The 20,761-nt window shown below is 38.4% G+C and carries 20 protein-coding genes; 11 read left to right on the top strand and 9 right to left on the bottom strand.

Features of this window, described 5'->3' with window-relative positions; translation table 11 throughout:
* Positions 1-26: 26 nt before the first annotated feature.
* A complete protein-coding gene (locus Q4534_RS03325; protein ID WP_303611750.1) occupies positions 27-1,271 on the top strand; it encodes an ABC transporter permease in 1,245 nt (414 codons plus the stop codon).
* 39 nt (positions 1,272-1,310) lie between these two features.
* On the opposite strand, the gene recA is transcribed toward Q4534_RS03325, so the two are convergent.
* The gene (gene recA / locus Q4534_RS03320) at positions 1,311-2,360 is read right to left on the bottom strand and encodes a recombinase RecA (RefSeq protein WP_014018571.1); all 1,050 of its coding nucleotides are present in this window, start codon (positions 2,358-2,360) and stop codon (positions 1,311-1,313) included.
* A 180-nt stretch (positions 2,361-2,540) separates the two neighbouring features.
* Here recA and Q4534_RS03315 point away from each other — a divergent pair, with 180 nt between their 5' ends.
* From Q4534_RS03315 to Q4534_RS03300, 4 genes are all read left to right on the top strand, one after another.
* On the top strand, positions 2,541-3,335 hold the full coding sequence (locus Q4534_RS03315) for a DUF3108 domain-containing protein (protein WP_149392597.1): 795 nt from the start codon (positions 2,541-2,543) through the stop codon (positions 3,333-3,335).
* Between the two features lie 156 nt (positions 3,336-3,491).
* Entirely contained in the window at positions 3,492-4,178 is a 687-nt protein-coding gene (locus Q4534_RS03310; protein ID WP_014018573.1) for a response regulator transcription factor, read from the top strand.
* Positions 4,175-5,248: a cell wall metabolism sensor histidine kinase WalK gene (locus Q4534_RS03305; RefSeq protein WP_303611749.1), complete on the top strand. Its 1,074-nt coding sequence runs from the start codon at positions 4,175-4,177 to the stop codon at positions 5,246-5,248. The genes Q4534_RS03310 and Q4534_RS03305 overlap by 4 nt, the downstream gene beginning before the upstream one ends.
* Positions 5,249-5,317: 69 nt before the next feature.
* The gene (locus tag Q4534_RS03300) at positions 5,318-6,031 is read left to right on the top strand and encodes an RluA family pseudouridine synthase (RefSeq protein ID WP_303611748.1); all 714 of its coding nucleotides are present in this window, start codon (positions 5,318-5,320) and stop codon (positions 6,029-6,031) included.
* Between the two features lie 1,066 nt (positions 6,032-7,097).
* Here the strand turns inward: Q4534_RS03300 and Q4534_RS03295 are convergent.
* The 7 genes from Q4534_RS03295 to Q4534_RS03265 form a co-directional block, all read right to left on the bottom strand.
* Entirely contained in the window at positions 7,098-8,240 is a 1,143-nt protein-coding gene (locus Q4534_RS03295; protein ID WP_303611747.1) for a DUF4221 family protein, read from the bottom strand.
* A 205-nt stretch (positions 8,241-8,445) separates the two neighbouring features.
* A complete protein-coding gene (locus tag Q4534_RS03290; RefSeq protein WP_149392600.1) occupies positions 8,446-8,652 on the bottom strand; it encodes a hypothetical protein in 207 nt (68 codons plus the stop codon).
* 441 nt (positions 8,653-9,093) lie between these two features.
* Complete coding sequence (locus Q4534_RS03285) at positions 9,094-10,239, bottom strand: DUF4221 family protein (protein WP_303611746.1); 1,146 nt, start codon at positions 10,237-10,239, stop codon at positions 9,094-9,096.
* Positions 10,240-10,309: 70 nt separating this feature from the next.
* Positions 10,310-10,513: a hypothetical protein gene (locus tag Q4534_RS03280; RefSeq protein ID WP_303611745.1), complete on the bottom strand. Its 204-nt coding sequence runs from the start codon at positions 10,511-10,513 to the stop codon at positions 10,310-10,312.
* Positions 10,514-10,955: 442 nt separating this feature from the next.
* Positions 10,956-12,128, bottom strand: coding sequence for a DUF4221 family protein (locus Q4534_RS03275; RefSeq protein WP_303611744.1), 1,173 nt, complete (start codon positions 12,126-12,128; stop codon positions 10,956-10,958).
* 838 nt (positions 12,129-12,966) lie between these two features.
* Entirely contained in the window at positions 12,967-13,200 is a 234-nt protein-coding gene (locus Q4534_RS03270; RefSeq protein ID WP_303611743.1) for a hypothetical protein, read from the bottom strand.
* A gap of 166 nt (positions 13,201-13,366) precedes the next feature.
* Complete coding sequence (locus Q4534_RS03265; RefSeq protein WP_303611742.1) at positions 13,367-13,555, bottom strand: hypothetical protein; 189 nt, start codon at positions 13,553-13,555, stop codon at positions 13,367-13,369.
* A 364-nt stretch (positions 13,556-13,919) separates the two neighbouring features.
* Between Q4534_RS03265 and Q4534_RS03260 the strand changes: the two genes are divergently transcribed.
* The 5 genes from Q4534_RS03260 (at position 13,920) to Q4534_RS03240 (ending at position 18,547) form a co-directional block, all read left to right on the top strand.
* Entirely contained in the window at positions 13,920-14,300 is a 381-nt protein-coding gene (locus tag Q4534_RS03260) for a hypothetical protein (RefSeq protein WP_303611741.1), read from the top strand.
* 239 nt (positions 14,301-14,539) lie between these two features.
* On the top strand, positions 14,540-15,628 hold the full coding sequence (locus tag Q4534_RS03255) for a cytochrome-c peroxidase (protein WP_303611740.1): 1,089 nt from the start codon (positions 14,540-14,542) through the stop codon (positions 15,626-15,628).
* Between the two features lie 3 nt (positions 15,629-15,631).
* Positions 15,632-16,378 (top strand): MbnP family protein, encoded by a 747-nt coding sequence (locus tag Q4534_RS03250; RefSeq protein ID WP_303611739.1) that lies wholly within the window; start codon positions 15,632-15,634, stop codon positions 16,376-16,378.
* Between the two features lie 23 nt (positions 16,379-16,401).
* The gene (locus tag Q4534_RS03245) at positions 16,402-17,460 is read left to right on the top strand and encodes a cytochrome-c peroxidase (RefSeq protein WP_303611738.1); all 1,059 of its coding nucleotides are present in this window, start codon (positions 16,402-16,404) and stop codon (positions 17,458-17,460) included.
* Positions 17,461-17,470: 10 nt separating this feature from the next.
* Complete coding sequence (locus Q4534_RS03240; RefSeq protein ID WP_303611737.1) at positions 17,471-18,547, top strand: hypothetical protein; 1,077 nt, start codon at positions 17,471-17,473, stop codon at positions 18,545-18,547.
* A 123-nt stretch (positions 18,548-18,670) separates the two neighbouring features.
* Here Q4534_RS03240 and Q4534_RS03235 read toward each other — a convergent pair whose 3' ends face one another.
* On the bottom strand, positions 18,671-18,880 hold the full coding sequence (locus Q4534_RS03235; protein WP_303611736.1) for a hypothetical protein: 210 nt from the start codon (positions 18,878-18,880) through the stop codon (positions 18,671-18,673).
* Between the two features lie 646 nt (positions 18,881-19,526).
* Here Q4534_RS03235 and Q4534_RS03230 point away from each other — a divergent pair.
* A complete protein-coding gene (locus Q4534_RS03230; protein WP_303611735.1) occupies positions 19,527-20,756 on the top strand; it encodes a pitrilysin family protein in 1,230 nt (409 codons plus the stop codon).
* Positions 20,757-20,761 lie beyond the last annotated feature (5 nt).

The following is a 20,761-nucleotide window of genomic DNA, read 5'->3' as shown; positions in this document are numbered from 1 at the left end:
CAAATTGTTTAAAATAATATTGAAAATTGATCGTATTCAGACTAATTTGGGAGAGTTTTCGCTTCGCAATGGATGCATTGAAGTCCAATTTGACGAGGACCATTCTTTCGTTATTGGGCGTAACGGTGGGTATTTTTGCCATCATTGCTGTTTTTACCTTAGTAGATTCTCTGGAAAAAAACATCAAGGACAGCCTGACTTTCCTAGGAAGCAATGTGGTCCGTGTAGATCGATTTCCATTTGCTGAAAACGGGAGAAATTACCCCTGGTGGAGGTATTTCAGGAGACCCCTGGGCACCTATGCTGAATTTACATTTTTAGAAGAACGTCTGAAAAGCGCCCATGCTGTTACCATCTCTGCTAACACCAGAACTACCGTAAAGGCCAATAGCAATGCCTATGAAATGGCCAATTTGGATGGTGTTGTTTTCAACCATAAAGAAGTTTACGACATACCTATTGATAAAGGAAGGTTTTTTACCCAGATGGAGATAAAGGCCGCTAGAAATGTGGCCATTATTGGCGTAAAGATTGGAGAAGCCTTATTTCCGGGACAGGAATCTTTGGGCAAAACCTTTAAAATAAAAGGATTAAAGTTTACAGTGGTGGGCTTATTTGTGGAAGAAGGAGAAGGTCTTTTTGATACTCCTTCTAAAGACGAAGCCTTATTGGTACCCTATGGAGCATTTTCCAAACTTTTTTATGTGGGAAAAAACGGTATAGAACCAATCATTGCGGCAAAAGGGAAAGACGATGACCCCGGACTGGTCATGCTGGAAAATGAAATGGCAGGACTTCTCAGAGCAAAAAGAGGTTTGAAACCGACAGCTGAAAACAATTTCGCCTTAAATAAATCCGAATTCATTCAAAACGTAGTGGGTTCCATATTTGCAGTGATCTCTATTGCAGGTGGGGTAATTGGAGGCTTCTCAATCTTAATTGGAGGTTTTGGGATTGCCAATATCATGTTCGTATCTGTAAAGGAACGGACCGGTATTATAGGTATTCAAAAATCTCTTGGTGCAAAAAATTATTTTATCCTCCTGCAATTTCTGTTTGAAGCGACTGCTTTAAGCCTTATTGGAGGATTGTCCGGACTGATTGTGGTGTATGCTGCCACCTTTGTTTCCCTTGGCAACCTGGAAATCATACTCTCCTTTAAAAATATTGTCCTGGGACTTGCATTATCGTCTGTTATTGGTATTGTTTCAGGTATTATTCCTGCTTCTCTGGCTTCAAAAATGGATCCGGTAGTTGCTATCAGGATGTGACAACACCTACCGGAAACTATTGCTTTTTCTCAAAGAGTTTTACTCTGCAGACTTGCCTTTTTTACCGGCTTTGGCTTTTTCTTTGTCCGCTTTTACAACACCGGCTTTTTCCAACACCTTCAACTCTATTTCTTCCATCAATTCAGGATTGTCCAAAAGCAGGTTTTTAACAGCATCTCTACCTTGACCTAGCTTATTTCCCTCGTAAGAAAACCAAGACCCTGCTTTTTTAACAATTTCAAATTCAACACCAAGGTCAATTACCTCTCCTACTTTGGAGATTCCTTCCCCATACATAATATCAAACTCCACTACCTTAAAAGGAGGCGAAACCTTGTTTTTCACTACTTTTACTTTGGTTCTATTGCCAAGAATATTGTCGGGTCCATCTTTAATTTGACCTATTCTACGAATATCTAAGCGAACAGAAGCATAAAATTTAAGGGCATTACCACCGGTGGTGGTTTCAGGGTTACCAAACATCACCCCAATCTTCTCTCTCAATTGATTGATAAAGATACAAGCGCAACCAGTTTTGTTGATGGCTCCGGTAAGTTTCCTAAGTGCCTGAGACATTAACCTGGCTTGCAGACCCATTTTGGAATCTCCCATTTCCCCCTCAAGTTCACCCTTAGGCACCAAGGCGGCTACTGAGTCAATCACTATAATATCAATGGCCCCGGACCTGATAAGGTGCTCAGCAATTTCCAAGGCTTGTTCACCACTGTCCGGCTGAGAGATGAGCAGGTTTTCAATGTCTATTCCCAATTTTTCGGCGTAGGCTTTATCAAAAGCATGCTCTGCATCTATAAATGCCGCTAAGCCACCTGCTTTTTGCGCCTCAGCGATACAATGCATAGAAAGTGTTGTTTTCCCGGAAGATTCCGGACCATATATCTCTATCACTCTTCCTCTTGGTACTCCCCCAATACCAAGGGCCATGTCCAAACCCAATGATCCTGTAGAAATAGCAGGCACATCCAGTACCACATTATCACTCAATTTCATTACGGTCCCTTTACCGTAGGTTTTTTCCAACTTATCCAGCGTAAGCTGTAAGGCTTTTAATTTTTCAGTATTTCCACTCATAGTCTCTTCAGATATTCACTGTTGTTCATTCCTAATGTGAAAGTAAACATTAGGCAGGTCATTAACAACTATTGAATAACCATTGTTAGCGCAAGACAATGTAGTACATTTGAAGAATGAAACATCATTCCCTGAAATTCACAATGGTATGAACTTTGAAGTAAAACTTTTAAAAAAAGCATGATCGTGTACCTCCAATCACTTGCAATAGCGCTGTTATTGCTTTTTCAAACTGCTGTAAATGCACAAAGCCAAGACATTGTTAACAAGGCATTTACCAAAGGAGAAACGCTTACTTTTAATGTGAGTTATTTCCTTTTTAATGCTGCTGAGGCCAAAATGGTGATCGACAATAACATCCACTATATCAATGGAAAGCCAACCTATAAGGTAGATGTCTACGGAAAAACCCTAAGCATTTTTAAGCTTTTTTATGTAAAAGACAATTGGGGAAGCTATATAGATACTGCCAAAATTATTCCTTACCGCTCTTACCGACATATTGAAGAAGGGAATTATCGAAAACATGAGGTAATTGACTTCGACCATAAAGACCAAATGGCCTATACCAAATTGTATGATAGGGAGAATGAGTTCATTAAAGAGAGGAAATCCCATGCCATCCCCCCAAATGTTCAGGACATTGTCAGCGGTTATTATCTATTGCGAACAATGGATTTCTCCGGGTTAACAAAAGGTGATAAAATTGAAATCAAAGGTTTTTTTGACGAGAAAAATTATAACTTAAAATTAACATACGAGGGCATGGACGACATATCCACTGACATTGGTGATTTTGACACCTATATTTTCAGCCCTGAGATGCCCAGCAACAAACTCTTTAGAGGTAAAAAACCAATTAAAATATGGATTACCGCAGATGAAAACCGAATTCCGGTTAAAATTAAGGCCAGCATGTTTGTCGGTTCCATAAATATGGAGATCGTCTCTGCCGAAGGGTTAAGCAACAATTAATTAACAATGGGTTAAAATTAATTTAATCTAAACCATCGCTTTTTTAATGATTCCCATTCAATTAATCAGTTCAGCCTACAAAGACTTAATTGTTTTTTTATAATCCTTATCTTTGTAGCTTCATTCAAAATAAATTGTTTTTCAGGAAATCATAAGATGGGCAACAATCAGAAACAAAGGGTATTGGTAGTAGATGACGAAGAGGATATCATTGAAATCTTAACCTACAATTTGGAAAAAGAAGGCTATGAGGTCAACTCAGCAAGTGACGGTATCACAGCAGTAAAAAAAGCCGCTACATTCAAGCCTGATGTCATCCTATTGGACATCATGATGCCCAATCAAGATGGGGTGGAAACCTGCCGTCAATTGAGAGAAAACCCCGATCTCAAGAATACCTTTATCATATTCCTCACTGCCCGATCAGAAGAATATTCGGAGGTGGCAGCCTTTGATGTCGGAGCAGATGACTACATCCTTAAGCCCATCAAGCCTAGGGCATTGGTAAGCCGGATCGCTGCACTTTTTCGAAGAGAAATTAAAAAAGAAGCAGACACCTCAAAAATTTCCATCAAGGACTTGATCATTGATCGCACAAGTTTCACCCTATTAAAGGACGGTGAGTTAATTGTGTTGCCAAAGAAAGAATTTGAACTGTTGCACTTTTTGGCAAAAAACCCCAATACGGTGTTTAGCAGAGACGAACTGCTAAAAAACATTTGGGGCACAGATGTGTTTGTCTTGGCCAGAACAGTGGATGTTCATATTCGTAAGATTAGAGAAAAAATAGGTGAGGATTATATCTTTACTGTGAAAGGCGTAGGTTATAAATTCAATACATGATCAGCACTTCAAAAGGCATTGCATTTGGGCTTGCCATTTCTATAGCCTTACTATTGGTGGCCTTTTTATCCCTTTTGGAGGCCTCCAATTCCATAATACTGCTGGCTGCCGGCACCCTTACCTTTTCCATTGCCTACCTATTGATCCACCTTAGCCTTGAATACCTGATTTTTAGAGAAATCGGCAATATCTACAGCGTATTGGAGAAAATTCAAAAAAAAGACACTACTTTCAAAGCCAGCAATAAGATAAAAGCTTCACTCCCACCGCTGAAAAGTATTCAAGCCAATATTCATGATTATGCGGCGGCCAAAAACAGGGAAATTGAAACCTTACAAAAGAATGAAACCTTTAGGCGGGAATTTTTTGCCGACATTTCCCATGAACTGAAAACGCCTATTTTTGCGGCCCAAGGTTATATCCACACCCTAATGGACGGGGCAGTAGAAGACCATACCGTTAGGGATAAGTTTTTAAAACGAGCCGCCAAAAGCCTTAACAACCTTGAAGACCTGGTGCAGGATTTGATTACCATCAATCAAATTGAAAGTGGGTTTATTCGCTTTCATCCTAGCAATTTTGACCTGAAAGAATCCATTCAGGAAGTCGTAGAACAATTGGAAGGAAAAGCCCTTAAAAGGGACATCCATATAATTTTCAAATATGACAAAGCAACGAGTTACCAAACTTACGCTGACAAGGACAAAATTTTCAGGGTTTTACAAAACCTAGTCTCCAATGCCATCAAGTACAATAAAGACAGTGGCACTGTAACCATTCAAATCAATGACCACAAAAACCATTTCACGGTAAAAGTCAAAGACCAGGGCATAGGCATCCACCCGGATGACCTTAAGCGGATTTTTGAGCGTTTTTATAGGGTAGAAAAGAGTCGTTCCAGAGAAAAAGGCGGCACCGGACTGGGTTTGGCCATTGTCAAACATATTCTGGAAGGACATCAATCTAAAATTGGCGTTAGTTCTACTCCCGGTAAAGGCTCTGTCTTTAGTTTTGAGCTGCCGCATGCGGCCAAAAAAATGGCCGTTGAGGAAGGCCATTCGAAAAAATAAAACCAAGTGTTTTCAATTAGGCTTTTTTTTATTGGCTAATTTCAGAACTTTGTATCGAAACACAAGGGTATGAAAAAGATCGATTTTAAATCATTGGTAGTTAAAGAAACCAATGATTATTTAATAGTCAATAAACCGCCATATTTCCCCACGCTGGATGATAGGCATGAGGCACAAAATATGCTGGCATTGGCCAGACTGGAATTTCCGGACATTCAGGTTTGTCACCGATTGGACAAGGAAACATCGGGTTGCCTGGTATTTGCCAAAAACCCTGATGCTTACCGAAATATTGCCATGCAGTTTGAGGACAGAAAAGTAGAAAAGGTCTACCACGCTGTGGCTGAAGGGATTCATGATTTTGATGGCATAATGGTAGATAGAAATCTTTCGGCCAGCAAAAACGGCATTGCCAGAATCGTACCTAGTGGCAAGCCGGCACAAACCATTTTTAAAACTGTAAAAAGTTACTTTGCCCATACCCTTATTGCCTGTAAACCAATTACCGGCCGTCTGCATCAAATTCGAATTCACCTGGCTTACCTTGGTGCGCCCATTTGTGGTGACGAGCTTTACGGTGGCCAACCGCTCTATTTATCAAGTATCAAAAGGAAATTTAATCTAAAAAAAGGTTCCGAAGAGCGCCCCATTATGCAACGGGTGGCGCTACATGCTTTTGCTATTTCCTTTACAGACCTTTCCGGAGAAAAAATAAGTGCAGAAGCACCTTATCCTAAGGATTTCGCAGTAATGGTCAAGCAATTGGAAAAAACCAGTAAATAGCTGTGATTTTGTCAGCATTGTTGCAGAAAAGAGCAACAATACCGCCAAAATCATATCAACGGATAATTTACTAAACCAGTGGCTGAGGCCACTGGCTACAAAAATATCACCCCTGCCGGGGTTTTAGGTTTCGAACAGGTTATTACGTGGCTTAAAAAATAATTGGGCAGGGTCACTTTTCCTCCTCTGGGAATAGTTTAGAACTACCCCCTACCATCCATTTGATAAGATTACGAGGCATTTGCAATGCCGGTTACACCTTTCAAGGCTGAGATTTGATTTGGCATTTTAACATAGGGGTCCCACCCTGTGCTTAGGGATTTCGCCATTTTAGAAATAGTTGTGATTTTGTCAGCATTGTTGCAGAAAAGAGCAACAATACCGCCAAAATCATATCAACGGATAATTTACTAAACCAGTGGCTGAGGCCACTGGCTACAAAAATATCACCCCTGCCGGGGTTTTAGGTTTCGAAGTTATTACGTGGTTAATAAAATAATTGGGCATGGTAACTTTTTCCTGAACTGCTTTCATTACATAACTTCACACCCTGAAAGCATATTCGTCGGTAGATATTACTTCGTCAGGGTTGGTGATTTCTAGAAAAGCTGGGCAATTTTAAACCCGGCGGATTCAACGACTTCGATGGCTTCGACGGCTTCGACAAGCTCAGCCACCGCAGCCACCGGAGTCAACTTAGATTTCGCAATTACCGGAGCCAGTGAAGGAACCGGAGACAATACAACAACCTCAACCACGGGATATATCTCAGCCAGTATTGCCAATCCCCTCACCGAATATTACATAATTAAGTTAATTCTGAACTTATTATACTCACCATCCCAGGCCTGGAGGGCCTGAACAATAATAACCGTGGGTGGCAACCCACGGGTCAGAAGTCTACCTGAAATACCACAACCCTAGAAGGGTTGAACAGGGATCTGGGAGTTGATTATAACTAATCCCATTTATGGATTTTAAAAGAAATTGAGGCATTTGCAATGCCGGCTCCACAAGAAAGGACGAATAAAAATAAAGGTATTTTAACTATAAACGCTTCTTCTTTTCATTTCCCCACCTCAAATTGCACCACCATATACCTTAAATGGTCCTCATCGTAATCGGGACTATTTTCATTGTTAAGAGAGAGGTATAAACCTTCTTCTCCTACAAATACATTAGAAGAAGCATGTACTTGAAATTTATCAAAGACATGCTCACCTATTACATTCAAATCCTTGTCCAAAACCATCACGCCTATAAAAGGCCTCGAGCGGTTTAGCATACTTAGTTTCTCTAAAGAATACTCTCTTTCATCCATATATCCCGGATAAAAAAAACGATAAAAACAATCCCTGTACTTGTCATAAAGAATTATTCCATAAAGGTCATGAATTAATGTATTAACCCTCCCCTCTTCACGGGATCCCGGAATCTCATTTAAAAAATAAAAGCTATTGATATGATCTGACTTAACATCTATCTTTTCAATTACCTTTTCCTTACTCATATCAAACACCTGGATTTCATGATCATACCATGGTGATATATAAAGCTTGTCCTTTCTTCTTGCCCATGAAAAATAGGCTCTTTTTTTTCCTTTGTCCCAATAATCCTTAGCATAATACACATCATACCATTTGGACTGATCTGAAACCATATCATAACTATAGACCAGAGAATGTTTTTGAATGTCTTCTTTATTCATCCCATGATGATTCATAAAATACGGCTGCATGCCAAAAACCTTATCCCCATATCGATGCAATTCTTTATCAAAATCCGAACCCAAATAAGTAATATCTACTTTACCTGAGGTAATGGACTTTTCAAACAGTTTTTCCCCTTTATAATTGATGTAACCTATGGCATGAGGCTCAAAAGTTGCCCAAACTTTATCTTTTTCTAAACCGGCTATACCTGAACTTCTGTTCATACTATTCGGCCCATCGTCTTCCAAAATGATCTCATTGGCCACTTTTCCATCTTCCATATCCATAAATTGTAAACGCATTGAATTAGGATTAATGTAAAAAAGGTGTTGACCTGAATCTGATTCTACCAAACGGACATAAGCCGGGTTAGGGAATAAATTTTTCTCAGGTTTAATCTCAATCTCCTTTATAACTACCAGATCAATTGAATCTTTTTTTTGACTATTTTGGCAACAGCAAAACAATAGAAAAATAATAATAATTTGTACTTTCATAATCATCTCAATTAACTATAATGCCATTCGATGATAAATTCAACGAATGGCATTTAAAAATTATCTCAAATTTCAATTAACACAACAATTCTTAATGAAATTTATATTTAACCTATTAACAAGGTGTTTTAACCACAAAGACCTTCCTTTTTCGTTTCAAATTTCCTTTTTCAAAAAAACCGAAAAACAAAGAATCCAAATGAAACTAACATTGGTTTTCACAAATACATGGTTCATTATCCATTGGAATTTTGCACCCATCTAAAGGATCACCAGGTGCATCTTTCCAATCACACCATTTAACAGAACCTTGTGCAATTACATCTGCATTTTGCGTAGAAACAAAGCCTAAACCAATCAATGCTCCCAGAGTACCCAATAAAAGAACTGGTTTTTTAATTAACTTTTTCATAAATAATAAGAAAATTTAAGTGTAACATTTATTTAGTTAAAACAAAAAAAAAATAAATGAAACTAAAAAATTAAACAAGCCTAAAATTCTTAAGGAACAAAATAATACTACATCACAAACACCACTTAACAATATATTATTTCGTATAAGCTTTACAAAAAAACCTATACAATCAATATAACACCCATACTTTCCCCTTCTGGGAAATAATATTCTAATTTAATCTTTATAAATAATTTTACCTACACAATATTTTTTATCTATAATTATTTCAATTTTATTTATAGAATTAACTGTTCATTAATAAAATTCTCCTAAGAGTAGTTTAGAACTACTCCCTACCATCCATTTGAAAAGGTTACGAGGCATTTGCAATGCCGGCTCCGCTAGATAGGATACAAAAATCCAAAGGCATTACTATAATAAAAACGCTTCTTTTGCTCATTCGCCCACATCAAACCGAACCACCATATACCTTAAATGATCCTCATCATAATCAGGACTGTTTTTATTGTTAAGCGAAAGGTATAAGCCTTCTTCTCCTACAAATACATTAGAAGAAGCATGAACTTGAAATTTATCAAAGACATGTTCACCTATTATATTCAAATCCTTGTCCAAGACCATCACGCCTATAAAAGGCCTTGAATTTCTTAGCATCCACAGTTTATCTATTGGATATTCTTCATCGTCAGTATATCCTGGATAAAAAAACCGATAAAAACAATCCCTATACTTGTCGTAAAGAACTATCCCATAAATATCATGACTTAACCTATTGATTAATGCTTCTTCGTGCGTCCTTGGAAGCTCATTTACATAATGTAAGCTATTGATATAGTCTGACTTAACTTTAACCTTATTAGTCACCTTTTCTTGCTCCATGTCAAATACCTGAATTTCATGGTCATACCATGGGGATATATAAAGTTTGTCCTCTCTTCTTACCCATGAAAAATCAGATAGTTTTTTCCCACTATCCCAATAATCCTTAGCATAATATACATCATACCACTTGGTCTGATCTGAAACCATATCATAACTATAGACCAGAGAATGTTTTTGGATGTCTTCTTTATTCATCCCATGATGATTCATGAAAAGCGGTTGCATACCAAAAACCTTATCCCCGTAGCGGTGAAGTTCCTTGTGAAAGTTCGATCTTATAGAAGTAATATCAACCTCACCAGAAGGTATTTTCTTTTTAAACAGTATTTCGCCCTTATAATTGAAATAACCAATAGCATGCGGCCTAAACGTTGCCCAAACCTTATCCTTCTCTAGACCTGCAATTCCGGAACGTCTGCTCATATTATTTGGCCCATCGTCTTCAAAAACGATCTCATTGACCACTTTTCCATCTTCCATATTCATAAATTGCAAACTCTTTGAAGTAGGATTCAAGTAAAAAAGGTATTGCCCTGAATCTGATTCAATCAAATGAACATAAGCAGGGTTAGGGAAGGTCAGAACTTCAGGCTTAATTTTTATCTCCTTAACTTTTACTATTTCCAGCAATTTGTTTTCTACTTCTCTCTGACAGGAACAAAATAGTAGGAGAATACCAATCATTATTTTTAACTTCATTAAGAAATTATTAAAAGTAAAAAACCTTAATAGTCAACCACCGAATAAATAAGTGGCTGACTTTTAATTTTTAACACTGATCTTCACAGATACAAGATACTTCAGTAAGCGGATCAGCACATGAAGCTACATCATTAGCATCTACTTTGTAATCGCACCATTTAACAGAACCTTGTGCATTTACATCTGCATTTTGCGTAGAAACAAAGCCTAAACCAATCAATGCTCCCAGAGTACCCAATAAAAGAACTGGTTTTTTAATTAACTTTTTCATAAATAATAAGAAAATTTAAGTGTAACATTTATTTAGTTAAAACTAAAAAAAAAAAAAAAATGAAACTACAAAATTAAACAAGCCTAAAATTCTTAAGGAACAAAATAACACTACATCACAAACACCAATTAACAATATATTATTTCGTATAAGCTTTACAAAAAGACCTATACAATCAATATAACACACATACTTTCCCCTTCTGGGAAATAATATTCTAATTTATTTTTTATAAATAATTTTACCTACCTAATATATTTTATATATAATTATTTCAATTTTATTTATAGAATTAACTGTTCATTAATAAAATTCTCCTAGGAGTAGTTTAGAACTACTCCCTACCATCCATTTAAAAAGATTACGAGGCATTTGCAATGCCGGCTCCGCTAGATAGGATACAAAAATCCAAAGGCATTACCATAATAAACGCTTCTTCTTTTCATTCCCCCACATCAAACCGAACCACCATATACCTTAAATGATCCTCATCATAATCAGGACTGTTTATATTGTTAAGCGAAAGGTATAAGCCTTCTTCTCCTACAAATACATTAGAAGAAGCATGAACTTGAAATTTATCAAAGACATGTTCACCTATTATATTCAATTCCTTGTCCAAAACCATCACGCCTGTATAAGGTCTTGAATTTCTTAGCATCCACAGTTTATCTATTGGATATTCTTCATCATCCGTATATCCCGGATAAAAAAAACGATAAAAACAATCCCTGTACTTGTCATAAAGAATTATTCCATATAGATCATTTTTTAAATAGCCCATTAACCCTTCTTCGTGTGTGCCTGGAATCTCATTTACATAATAAAAGCTATTGATATGATCTGACTTAACTGCCACCTTATTAATCACTTTTTCTTGCTCCATGTCAAATACCTGTATTTCATGGTCATACCATGGGGATATATAAAGCTTGTCCTCTCTTCTTACCAATGAAAAATCAGATAGTTTTTTCCCACTATCCCAATAATCCTTAGCATAATACACATCGTACCATTTGGTCTGATCTGAAACCATATCATAACTATAGACCAGAGAATGTTTTTGAATGTCTTCTTTATTCATCCCATGATGGTTCATAAAAAGCGGTTGCATGCCAAAAACCTTATCACCATATTGGTGAAGTCCCTTTTGAAAACTAGATCCTACATAAGTAATATCAACCTCACCAGATGGAATGTCCTTTTTAAATTGTATTTCTGCCTTATAGTTGAAATAAGCAATGGCATGTGGCCTAAAAGTTGTCCAAACTTTGTCGTCTTCCAGACCTGCAATTCCGGAACGTCTGCTCATACTATTCGGGCCATCGTATTCCAAAACGATCTCATTGGCCACTTTTCCATCTTCCATATTCATAAACTGTAAACTCTTTGAATTAGGATTCAGGTAAAAAAGGTATTGTCCTGAATCTGATTCTATCAAATGTACATAAGGCGGATTAGGTAAGGTCAGGACTTCAGGCTTAATTTCTATCTCCTTAACTTTTACTATTTCCAGCAATTTATTTTCTTCTTCTCCCTGACATGAACAAAATAGGAAAAGGAAAATGATAAAAACATTCCTGTTTTCTAATAAATTATTTGTAAAAATTAGCATATAAAGAGTTTGTCAAAATGGAGTTTTTCTTATCAAAGTTCACCTATAAAGTTTCTCAATACTTAAAGGAAAGAGAACTAAACTTAACCATTTAACAACTAATATCAAAGTTTAAAATTTCTTTCTAAACTTTGATGGATAAATTTATGGCAACGTGTGGAGAAATTCCGGCTTGACCAATACAGGTTAAGGGAAGAAAATAATATATTATCCTTTCTATGGCTGGGATATGGTTTCACATTTTAACCCAATGACCTAATGCGCGTTTTTGACAAGAAATATACGTTGTGATTTTGTCAGCATTGTTGCAGAAAAAAAGCAACAATACCGCCAAAATCATATCAACTGATAATTTACTAAACCAGTGGCTGAGGCCACTGGCTACAAAAATATCACCCCTGTCGGGGTTTTAGGTTTCGAACAGGTTATTACCTGGCTTAAAAATATCACTGGGAAGGCTCGCTTTTCCTCCTCTGGGAATAGTTTAGAACTACTCCCTACCATCCATTTGATAAGATTACGAGGCATTTGCAATGCCGGTTACACCTTTCAAGGCTGAGATTTGATTTGGCATTTTAACATAGGGGTCCCACCCTGTGTTTAGGGATTTCGCCATTTTAGAAATAGTTGTGATTTTGTCAGCATTGTTGCAGAAAAGAGCAACAATACCGCCAAAATCATGATGGGGGATAATTTTACTAAACCAGTGGCTAACGCCACTGGCTACAATAATATCACCCCTGCCGGGGTTTAGGTTTCGAACAGGTTATTACGTGGCTTAAAAAATAATTGGGCAGGTAACTTTTTCCTGAACTGCTCCTCTGGGAGTAGTTTAGAACTACTCCCATTTATCGATTTTAAAAGAATACGAGGCATTTGCAATGCCGGCTCCACTTTTTAGGGCTGAGGTTTGGTATTGCATTTTAATATAGGGTTGGCACCATGGGCTGATGTATTTTGCATTCAGGGCTGGGTAATTTGATTTGACCTCATGCCCGTTTTTGATATAATATAGACGGTGTAATTTTGTCAGCATTGTTGCAGAAAAGAGCAACAATACCGCCAAAATCATATCAACTGATAATTTACTAAACCAGTGGCTGAGGCCACTGGCTACAATAATATCACCCCTGCCGGGGTTTAGATTACGAACAAGTTATTACGTGACTTAAAAAATCATTGGGCAGGGTCGCTTTTCCCTCAACTGCTCACATTACATAACTTCAAACCCTGAAAGCTTATTCGTCAGTCAAAATCACTTCATCAATATTGGCGATTATAAAAACAATCGGCAATTTTACTCCGACGGATCCGACGACTTCGATGGCTTCGACGACTTCGACGGCTTCGACAGGCTCAGCCACCGGAGACAACTCAGTCACCGTAGCCACCGAATATATCACAACCACCAGACACGCCTCAGCCAATATTGACAATCCCCTCACCGAATATTACATAATCAAGTTAATTCTGAACTTATTATATTCATCATCCCAGACCTGGAGGGCCTGAACAATAATAGCCGTGGGTGGCAACCCACGGGTCAGAAACCTACCTCAAACACCACAACCCCGGATGGGGTTGAACAGGTACCAAATTTTACCCTAAACACTCAGAATCAACTTATCCACTTCACCTCATTGAACCCTATCACATGGGTTACTGTTACTTTTAATAAACTTAGGCAAATTTAAGGGCTGAGATAATGATCAAAATCATAAGCCCATGAAGCAATTTTAGTTTTGCAAACAAAGTGCATTTAAACAAATAAATCCTTACTTTTGCATTCAAATGGCGAAAGCAATAATTCACATATCTCTCTCCTTGATGATCTTGCTCAACGGCTTGGTTTTTTCTGTCATACAGATGGACTTCACCATCAACCGCGCTTATATCATTGAGAACTTTTGTGTGAATAAAGACAAACCCATGCTGCATTGCGATGGGCAATGTTTCCTGGCAGAGAAATTAAAAAAGGCCCAGGACCAAAAAGAAAACCAAGCAGGAGGCATAGAATTTAATAGAGACTTTGGCATTTTCATTTTACAAGAAGCCTCTATTTCATTGACTACCCTTCCATCCACAACCCTAAATCATGGAGCTTCCTATCAGGAAGCCTACAGGGTTTCCCAACTCGTAGATATTTTTCACCCACCCAAAGCAATTGCCTAATTCTCTTTGACAGCGTGCCATTTAATTTAAAACACGAATTAGAACAGTTGTTGTACATTTTGGTTTAAAGTCTTGATAAACAGACAAGGCTTACAACATAGTCGCTTTAACACCAAAATTGCAATCAAACTCGCTTTTTTGACGTTTCTTTAGGGCAACCTGTCACATTTTCTATTATTTTACATTGGCTGGTAAAGGTTATGTCACGATTCCCAATTACTTATTCTATTGGGATAATCATGATTTGTACGTCAATTTGGGCATGCAAGGAAGAATTGGTTGAAGAACCCCTTCCCGATATCACCGAAATTGAATTACAACATCCTGATTATTTCCCTAACAATATTGCTTCCCCAAGCGACAATCCACTCACAGAGAAAGGTGTAGCGCTAGGCCGCATGCTTTTCTATGAAAAACAACTGTCACTGGACGGGTCCATTTCATGTGCTTCCTGTCATCAGCAGTCTAAGGCTTTCACGGATGGTGAGCAGTTTAGCACCGGTGTAAATGGCACCATTGGTGTAAAGAACGCCATGTCATTGGCTAATTTACATTGGACATCCAGGTTCTTTTGGGACGGCCGTGCTGAATCCTTGGAAGATCAGGCCCTTCAGCCAATTTCGGATCCTACTGAAATGAACTTACCCATTGAGGAAGCGGTCGTGAGATTGCAAAATGATCCGGATTATCCAGCACGATTTAAAGCAGCTTTTGGAACAGACCAGATAAGTGCAGATCTGGTCAGTAAAGCAATTGCCCAGTTTATGCGGACGCTTGTCTCCGGAAACTCCAGGTTTGACCAATGGATCAATGAAGAAATTGTCCTTACCGATATAGAGCAGTTGGGAATGGAGCTTTTCTTCACTCACCCGGAAGCATCTATAGCCTTGCGAGGTGGCAATTGTGGTGACTGTCACTTGGGTTTTTTGACTTCAGGCGATAGAAACGATTTGTTGGGCTTTCATAACAACGGATTGGATTCGGATGAAAATTTAGATTCGGGCTTAGAGGCGGTCACGGGAAAATCGGAAGACAAGGGGAAATTCAAAGCGCCAACGCTACGGAATATCGCACTAACCGCACCCTATATGCATGATGGTAGGTTTAACACTTTGGAAGAAGTACTGGACCATTACAATGAGCATGTAGAAAGCAATGCGACTTTGGACATCCTTATCCTGGAAGCCAGCAATGAAATCATTACACAGGGAGAGCCCGTAAAACTCCACCTTACTAGCCAAGAAAAAGAGGCCATTATCGCCTTTTTACACACATTAACAGACGAGACATTCATAACCGATCCGGCATTTTCGGATCCTTTTAATTAAAATATGATGAAAAATTTAGCTATTATACTATTAGTCGTTTTAGGCTTTACCTCTTGTAAAGATGACGAAGAGGAAATGTTTACTTCAATTCAAGTGAACCTTGAATTCGCTCATGTTCTCAATGGAGAAGCATTAGAACTGGATGGAAAAGCTTATAACCTGCCCTCAGGTGAAAGCTTCACCCCGAGTAAATTTAAATATTACATTTCTAATATCACGTTTGAAAACAGTGAAACCGGCAACACCTATTTCGTAGCAGATGGTTATTACCTTATTGATGAAGCCGGAAAAAAAGAAATCACTTTTGAAGTACCGGCTGGGAGTTACGACAAACTATCTTATTACGTAGGCATAGACAAAGAAAGAAACCTATCTACAGATCAGGTTGGAGATCTTGACCCCAACAATGATATGGTCTGGAGCTGGAAAACAGGATACAAGTTTTTGGTCTTGGAAGGTGAATGGGAATACGAAAGTTCTGACAGAAGAGGGCTTGTCATTCATATTGGCAATAACGATCCTGAGACAGAAGTTAATTTCAAAGAATTCTCTTTTGACTTATCTTCAGAGGGCTTAACCTTAGGCAGTGAAGCCATGGTAGACCTTGACATAGAAGCCGAAATAAGCAGCTTGTTCACCGGCGACAGTGACCTAGTGGTACACGAGCTAGAAAGCACAAGTATCATGGGAGGACCATTGGCCATTTCTGTGGCGAACAATTACCAGAAAAGCCTTTTTTCCATCAAATAAATCATATTTACACTCCCAATTAAATGGGCTTCCGCAAAACCGGTTTGTTATTTATACTGTTGGCTTCAGGCTTGTCAAATGCTTGTATGCCTGCATTTGATGAGGTGGAAAAAAATACACCGGAATATTATGTTCCGGTGTATTCTTCTACGCTTCAGCAAAATGACTTCCCACAACCGGTAAGGAATTACCTCAACAAAGAAGGAGTAGAATTGGGCAAAACACTGTTTTTTGACCCGGGATTGTCTGCCAATGGAAAAGTTTCATGTGCAGGATGTCACTTGCCGGAAAAAGCTTTCAGCGATGGACTGGCATTGACCAATATTGGAGTATCCGGTTTGGCCTTGCATAGGAATTCTCCTGCCTTATTTAACCTGGCTTGGCATGATGGACTCTTTTGGGAAGGTGGAGCCAATGACTTGGAATCCATGGTTTTCGGCCCACTTACCCATCCCGATGAAATGGCAGCAGATCTAAATGAAGTACTTGAATACATCAACACCCATGAAGCTTACCCTCTGTTATTTCAGGAGGCCTTTTCTTCAGACAGCATTACAAGTTCTAGCATTGCCAGGTCTCTTGCTCAGTTTATGCGGACGCTGATATCCGACGAAAGCAAATATGACCAATGGAAAAGGGACGAAACCGAGCTCAATTCCGAAGAGTTGAAAGGCTACAGCGTATACCAAGAACATTGCAGTAGCTGCCATAAGGAAGGTTTGTTTACAGATTTAAGTTATCACAACAATGGTCTGGACAGCAGCTATCCCGATCCACCTGAATTGGAAGGATTGTACCAAGGCAGGTACAGAATCACCTACAAAGACGAGGACATGGGTGCTTATAAAACTGCTTCCCTGAGAAACCTTTCTTTTACGGCTCCCTACATGCATGATGGCAGGTTTGCTAACCTTGAGCAGGTATTGGATCACTATGAAACCGGCATAAAGACCAATGAAACCTTGGCCCCACAACTTGAGAATGGCATTGTATTAAGTACTACCGAAAGAACACAACTATTGGCTTTCCTTAACAGCCTTAACGATTATAATTTTATTACAAATCCAGCCTACCAAAAATAGGTTTACAACCATGAAAAGACTCACTATTTTAGCCATCACCCTGTTGACATTTTCCTTTTTACCAAAAGAGGCCAAAGCATGCGATAGCTGCAACTTTTTTGAATACAGCCTCTTGCAAAACAGAAGCTATTTTGGTCTGTTTTACAGGCACCGCAGTTTTGGGGATTACACACAGTATGGGAATACCACCAACCAAATCACCACGGCCAATGTATCAAACGCTGTTTTTGAAAACAGCCTTGCTAACAACTATACGCCCAATGCTAGGACCTTATCTGCTACTATCCCTGATCAGGTAGTTATGCACGAACCGGAAGGCAACGCGCTCTATGTCAACAAAACAAAAATGGATTGGGAAACCTATGAAACGGTAGAGTTGAGAGGGAATTTTATGTTAAAAAACAACTGGAACTTCGCCTTTCTTCTACCCTACGAATCCAATATTGTCTATTATGAAAAATTGTTAGATCTACCCAATCCCGTTCAGGATACTACCATAAGTGTAAAAGGTTGGGGGGATTTGACTTTAGCTGCTGATTATATACATTACATCTACAACTCCAAGGCAAGACATACTTTCCGTCCCGGAATAGCCGTTACTGCACCCACCGGACAATCAAGACAAATAGCCAATGGTGAGCAACTTTATGATCCGATTATCCAGCCCGGCACAGGATCCTGGAGTTTGATTGGAAGAATGAACTACCAGTTGTTTTATACCAAAACAGGAGCCAACCTTTCATTCAGCTATAAAACAGCCACTGAAGGGAGTCAAGAATACCAATTTGGTAACAGTTTTAATGGATCTGCTGTAGGCTTTCATCAATTTACCTTTCAAAACAACTGGATTTTGGTCCCCAACCTAGGTGGATATTTTGAACATTCAGCAAATGACACTTGGGAAGGGGAAAAACAAGCCCTAACCGGTGGGGATGTGATTTTTGCTCAAGCCGGAACAGATCTCAACATTAAAGATTGGACTTTAAGCTTTGTTTGGCAGACACCTTTGTCACAAAGTTTAAATGGGAACCAAATCCTTCACAAAAACCGGATAAGTTTTGGAATAATTAAATCTTTTAAATTGTAAGCGAAAGGTGGGAAAAAAAATAAAAAAATAAGAAAAAAATAGGTATTGGTAAGCTTCAAAAAATCCCAAAAAATTCAATAGTTCCAGGCGCATAAACCAAACGCTTGGAATCTTTTCAAAAAATCAACTCAACACTTTCTTTTCGGTTTTAACATTGTTCCAAAACAAATAACCAAATCCTAACTGAGGAACTACAATCAATACAACATGAAGAAAATTCACCCCACCACTAATGGAAATATTTAATTTCAACAGGTTGGCAACAGCCAGTATCAAAACCAAAGATACCAGAGCAAAAAGATGGGCCAACATTAATTTTTTTTGACTTTTCATAATCTTAAAATCTACTTTATTAGAGCTATTAAAAATGATCAGTGCAGTTATTTACACTTGATAACATGACAAAATTGGAACATAAAATCGGTAAAAACAAATCACCTAACCATACCTAATCCCTTTGTATTTCAATGTTTTATGAGATTACCCATTACAAAAAACCTTAATTGCAAATCGTTTTACTTAATTTGCATTTCACCTCAAAAAAACTTTTTGAAAAAAAATTCATTTTTTTTTAATTAGGGTTTAATGGATAGGATGAAAATCCGATAATCATGTGAGTTACTTCAACCAAAATTCTTTCTGTAAGGCCAATTAAAGCACAAAATTGGCTCACTTTTTAGCATGCCGAAACCCGAAGTCTACTTGGCCGTTTCATATAGTTATTGGAACCAATACCTATTATCATAGCTAAATAGGCCCTAATAATATTAACTTCGCGATAATTCCTGTATCCGTGCTAATGAGTAAACTTAATGGGTACTAATACCGGATTACAAAGGTCCTTCTTATTGGCATTCCTTTTTTATAAGCAAGTAAATCCCTCATTTCCCAGATAAATACCATCATAGGCTCCAATTTTTCAACTACCTGGTTTCTTTCCCAATAATTGATGCTATTTTTGTATTTTGGAAAGAGAAGTATGACATATCAAATCAAGGCCTTTGAAAACGGTATTAGAATTGTTCATCAGGAAGTAAGCAGTACCCGTCTGGTTCATTGTGGATTTATTCTTGACATCGGAAGCAGGGATGAAACGGAGGAACAGGTTGGCTTGGCACATTTTTGGGAACACATGGCTTTTAAAGGCACCCAAAAAAGAAAGGCTTTTCACATCCTCAATAGACTTGACTCTGTAGGTGGAGAGCTCAATGCTTATACTACCAAAGAAAAAATATGTTTCTATGCAACAGTATTACAGCAGCACTGGAACAAGGCAGCTGATTTACTTTGTGACATCACTTTTAACAGCACCTTCCCTCCCAAGCAAATAGAAAAGGAAAGGCAGGTGATATTGGAGGAAATGGCCATGTACAGGGATTCACCGGATGATGCCCTCCAAGATGAATTTGACAGCTTACTCTTTCCCGACCATTCTCTGGGCTATAATATTCTTGGTACTGAGGATTCAGTCCGAAGTTTTACTCAGGAAGACTTTATCAATTTTATTGCGGAGCATTTGGATACCTCCAAGATGGTATTTTCGGTAGTAGGCAATATCAGCTTTAAGAAGGCAGTCAACCGGTTGGCTCCTTTATTAAGCAATATTCCCGCCAGCCGAAGCGCTAAAAAAAGGGTTCCTTCCTTGACCTATGTACCAAAATCCAATGCTTTTCATAAAGACATCAGCCAAGCCAATTGCGCCTTAGGCAAACCGGCGCTCTCCATCCATGATCCCAGGAGATATAAGCTTCACCTGCTCAACAATATATTAGGGGGCCCAAGTATGAATTCAAGGCTCAATATGGCTTTGCGGGAAAAACACGGTTTGGTATACAGCATAGAATCGGTTTATCAGGCTTTTACAGACACAGGCTTTATTGGCATCTATTATGGCACTGAAGAAAAAGCAGCAGCCAAAGCACGGAAAATTGTTTTAAAAGAAATTCAACGCATTTGCACCCGAAAACTCGGGAGTATGCAGTTGCATATGGGCAAGGAACAAGCCATTGGGCAGATGGCCATGGCTGAAGAAAACCATGCCGGACTAATGCTGGTATATGGCAAAAATCTTCTAGACAAAGGTGAAATTGAACCTTTAGAAGCCATTTTTTCAAGCATACGGTCTTGCACAGCTGAAGAACTATTGGAACTTGCCAATGAAATATATGATATAGATAAATTTAGTTTTCTAACCTATCTACCCAAATAGTCACG

Origin of the sequence: Cyclobacterium sp. 1_MG-2023 (assembly GCF_030546805.1) — a bacterium.
Lineage (GTDB): Bacteria > Bacteroidota > Bacteroidia > Cytophagales > Cyclobacteriaceae > Cyclobacterium.
Note: the sequence above shows the minus strand (reverse complement) of the source record. Positions and strands in the feature narration are given on the sequence as shown.

Excerpts from the sequence above, each read along its gene's own strand:
- recA (WP_014018571.1), bottom strand. The coding sequence starts at position 2,360 with ATGAGTGGAAATACTGAAAAATTAAAAGCCTTACAGCTTACGCTGGAT.
- Q4534_RS03315 (WP_149392597.1), top strand. The coding sequence starts at position 2,541 with ATGATCGTGTACCTCCAATCACTTGCAATAGCGCTGTTATTGCTTTTT.
- Q4534_RS03310 (WP_014018573.1), top strand. The coding sequence starts at position 3,492 with ATGGGCAACAATCAGAAACAAAGGGTATTGGTAGTAGATGACGAAGAG.
- Q4534_RS03305 (WP_303611749.1), top strand. The coding sequence starts at position 4,175 with ATGATCAGCACTTCAAAAGGCATTGCATTTGGGCTTGCCATTTCTATA.
- Q4534_RS03300 (WP_303611748.1), top strand. The coding sequence starts at position 5,318 with ATGAAAAAGATCGATTTTAAATCATTGGTAGTTAAAGAAACCAATGAT.
- Q4534_RS03295 (WP_303611747.1), bottom strand. The coding sequence starts at position 8,240 with ATGAAAGTACAAATTATTATTATTTTTCTATTGTTTTGCTGTTGCCAA.
- Q4534_RS03290 (WP_149392600.1), bottom strand. The coding sequence starts at position 8,652 with ATGAAAAAGTTAATTAAAAAACCAGTTCTTTTATTGGGTACTCTGGGA.
- Q4534_RS03285 (WP_303611746.1), bottom strand. The coding sequence starts at position 10,239 with ATGAAGTTAAAAATAATGATTGGTATTCTCCTACTATTTTGTTCCTGT.
- Q4534_RS03280 (WP_303611745.1), bottom strand. The coding sequence starts at position 10,513 with ATGAAAAAGTTAATTAAAAAACCAGTTCTTTTATTGGGTACTCTGGGA.
- Q4534_RS03275 (WP_303611744.1), bottom strand. The coding sequence starts at position 12,128 with ATGCTAATTTTTACAAATAATTTATTAGAAAACAGGAATGTTTTTATC.
- Q4534_RS03270 (WP_303611743.1), bottom strand. The coding sequence starts at position 13,200 with ATGATTTTGGCGGTATTGTTGCTCTTTTCTGCAACAATGCTGACAAAA.
- Q4534_RS03260 (WP_303611741.1), top strand. The coding sequence starts at position 13,920 with ATGGCGAAAGCAATAATTCACATATCTCTCTCCTTGATGATCTTGCTC.
- Q4534_RS03255 (WP_303611740.1), top strand. The coding sequence starts at position 14,540 with ATGATTTGTACGTCAATTTGGGCATGCAAGGAAGAATTGGTTGAAGAA.
- Q4534_RS03250 (WP_303611739.1), top strand. The coding sequence starts at position 15,632 with ATGATGAAAAATTTAGCTATTATACTATTAGTCGTTTTAGGCTTTACC.
- Q4534_RS03245 (WP_303611738.1), top strand. The coding sequence starts at position 16,402 with ATGGGCTTCCGCAAAACCGGTTTGTTATTTATACTGTTGGCTTCAGGC.
- Q4534_RS03240 (WP_303611737.1), top strand. The coding sequence starts at position 17,471 with ATGAAAAGACTCACTATTTTAGCCATCACCCTGTTGACATTTTCCTTT.
- Q4534_RS03235 (WP_303611736.1), bottom strand. The coding sequence starts at position 18,880 with ATGAAAAGTCAAAAAAAATTAATGTTGGCCCATCTTTTTGCTCTGGTA.
- Q4534_RS03230 (WP_303611735.1), top strand. The coding sequence starts at position 19,527 with ATGACATATCAAATCAAGGCCTTTGAAAACGGTATTAGAATTGTTCAT.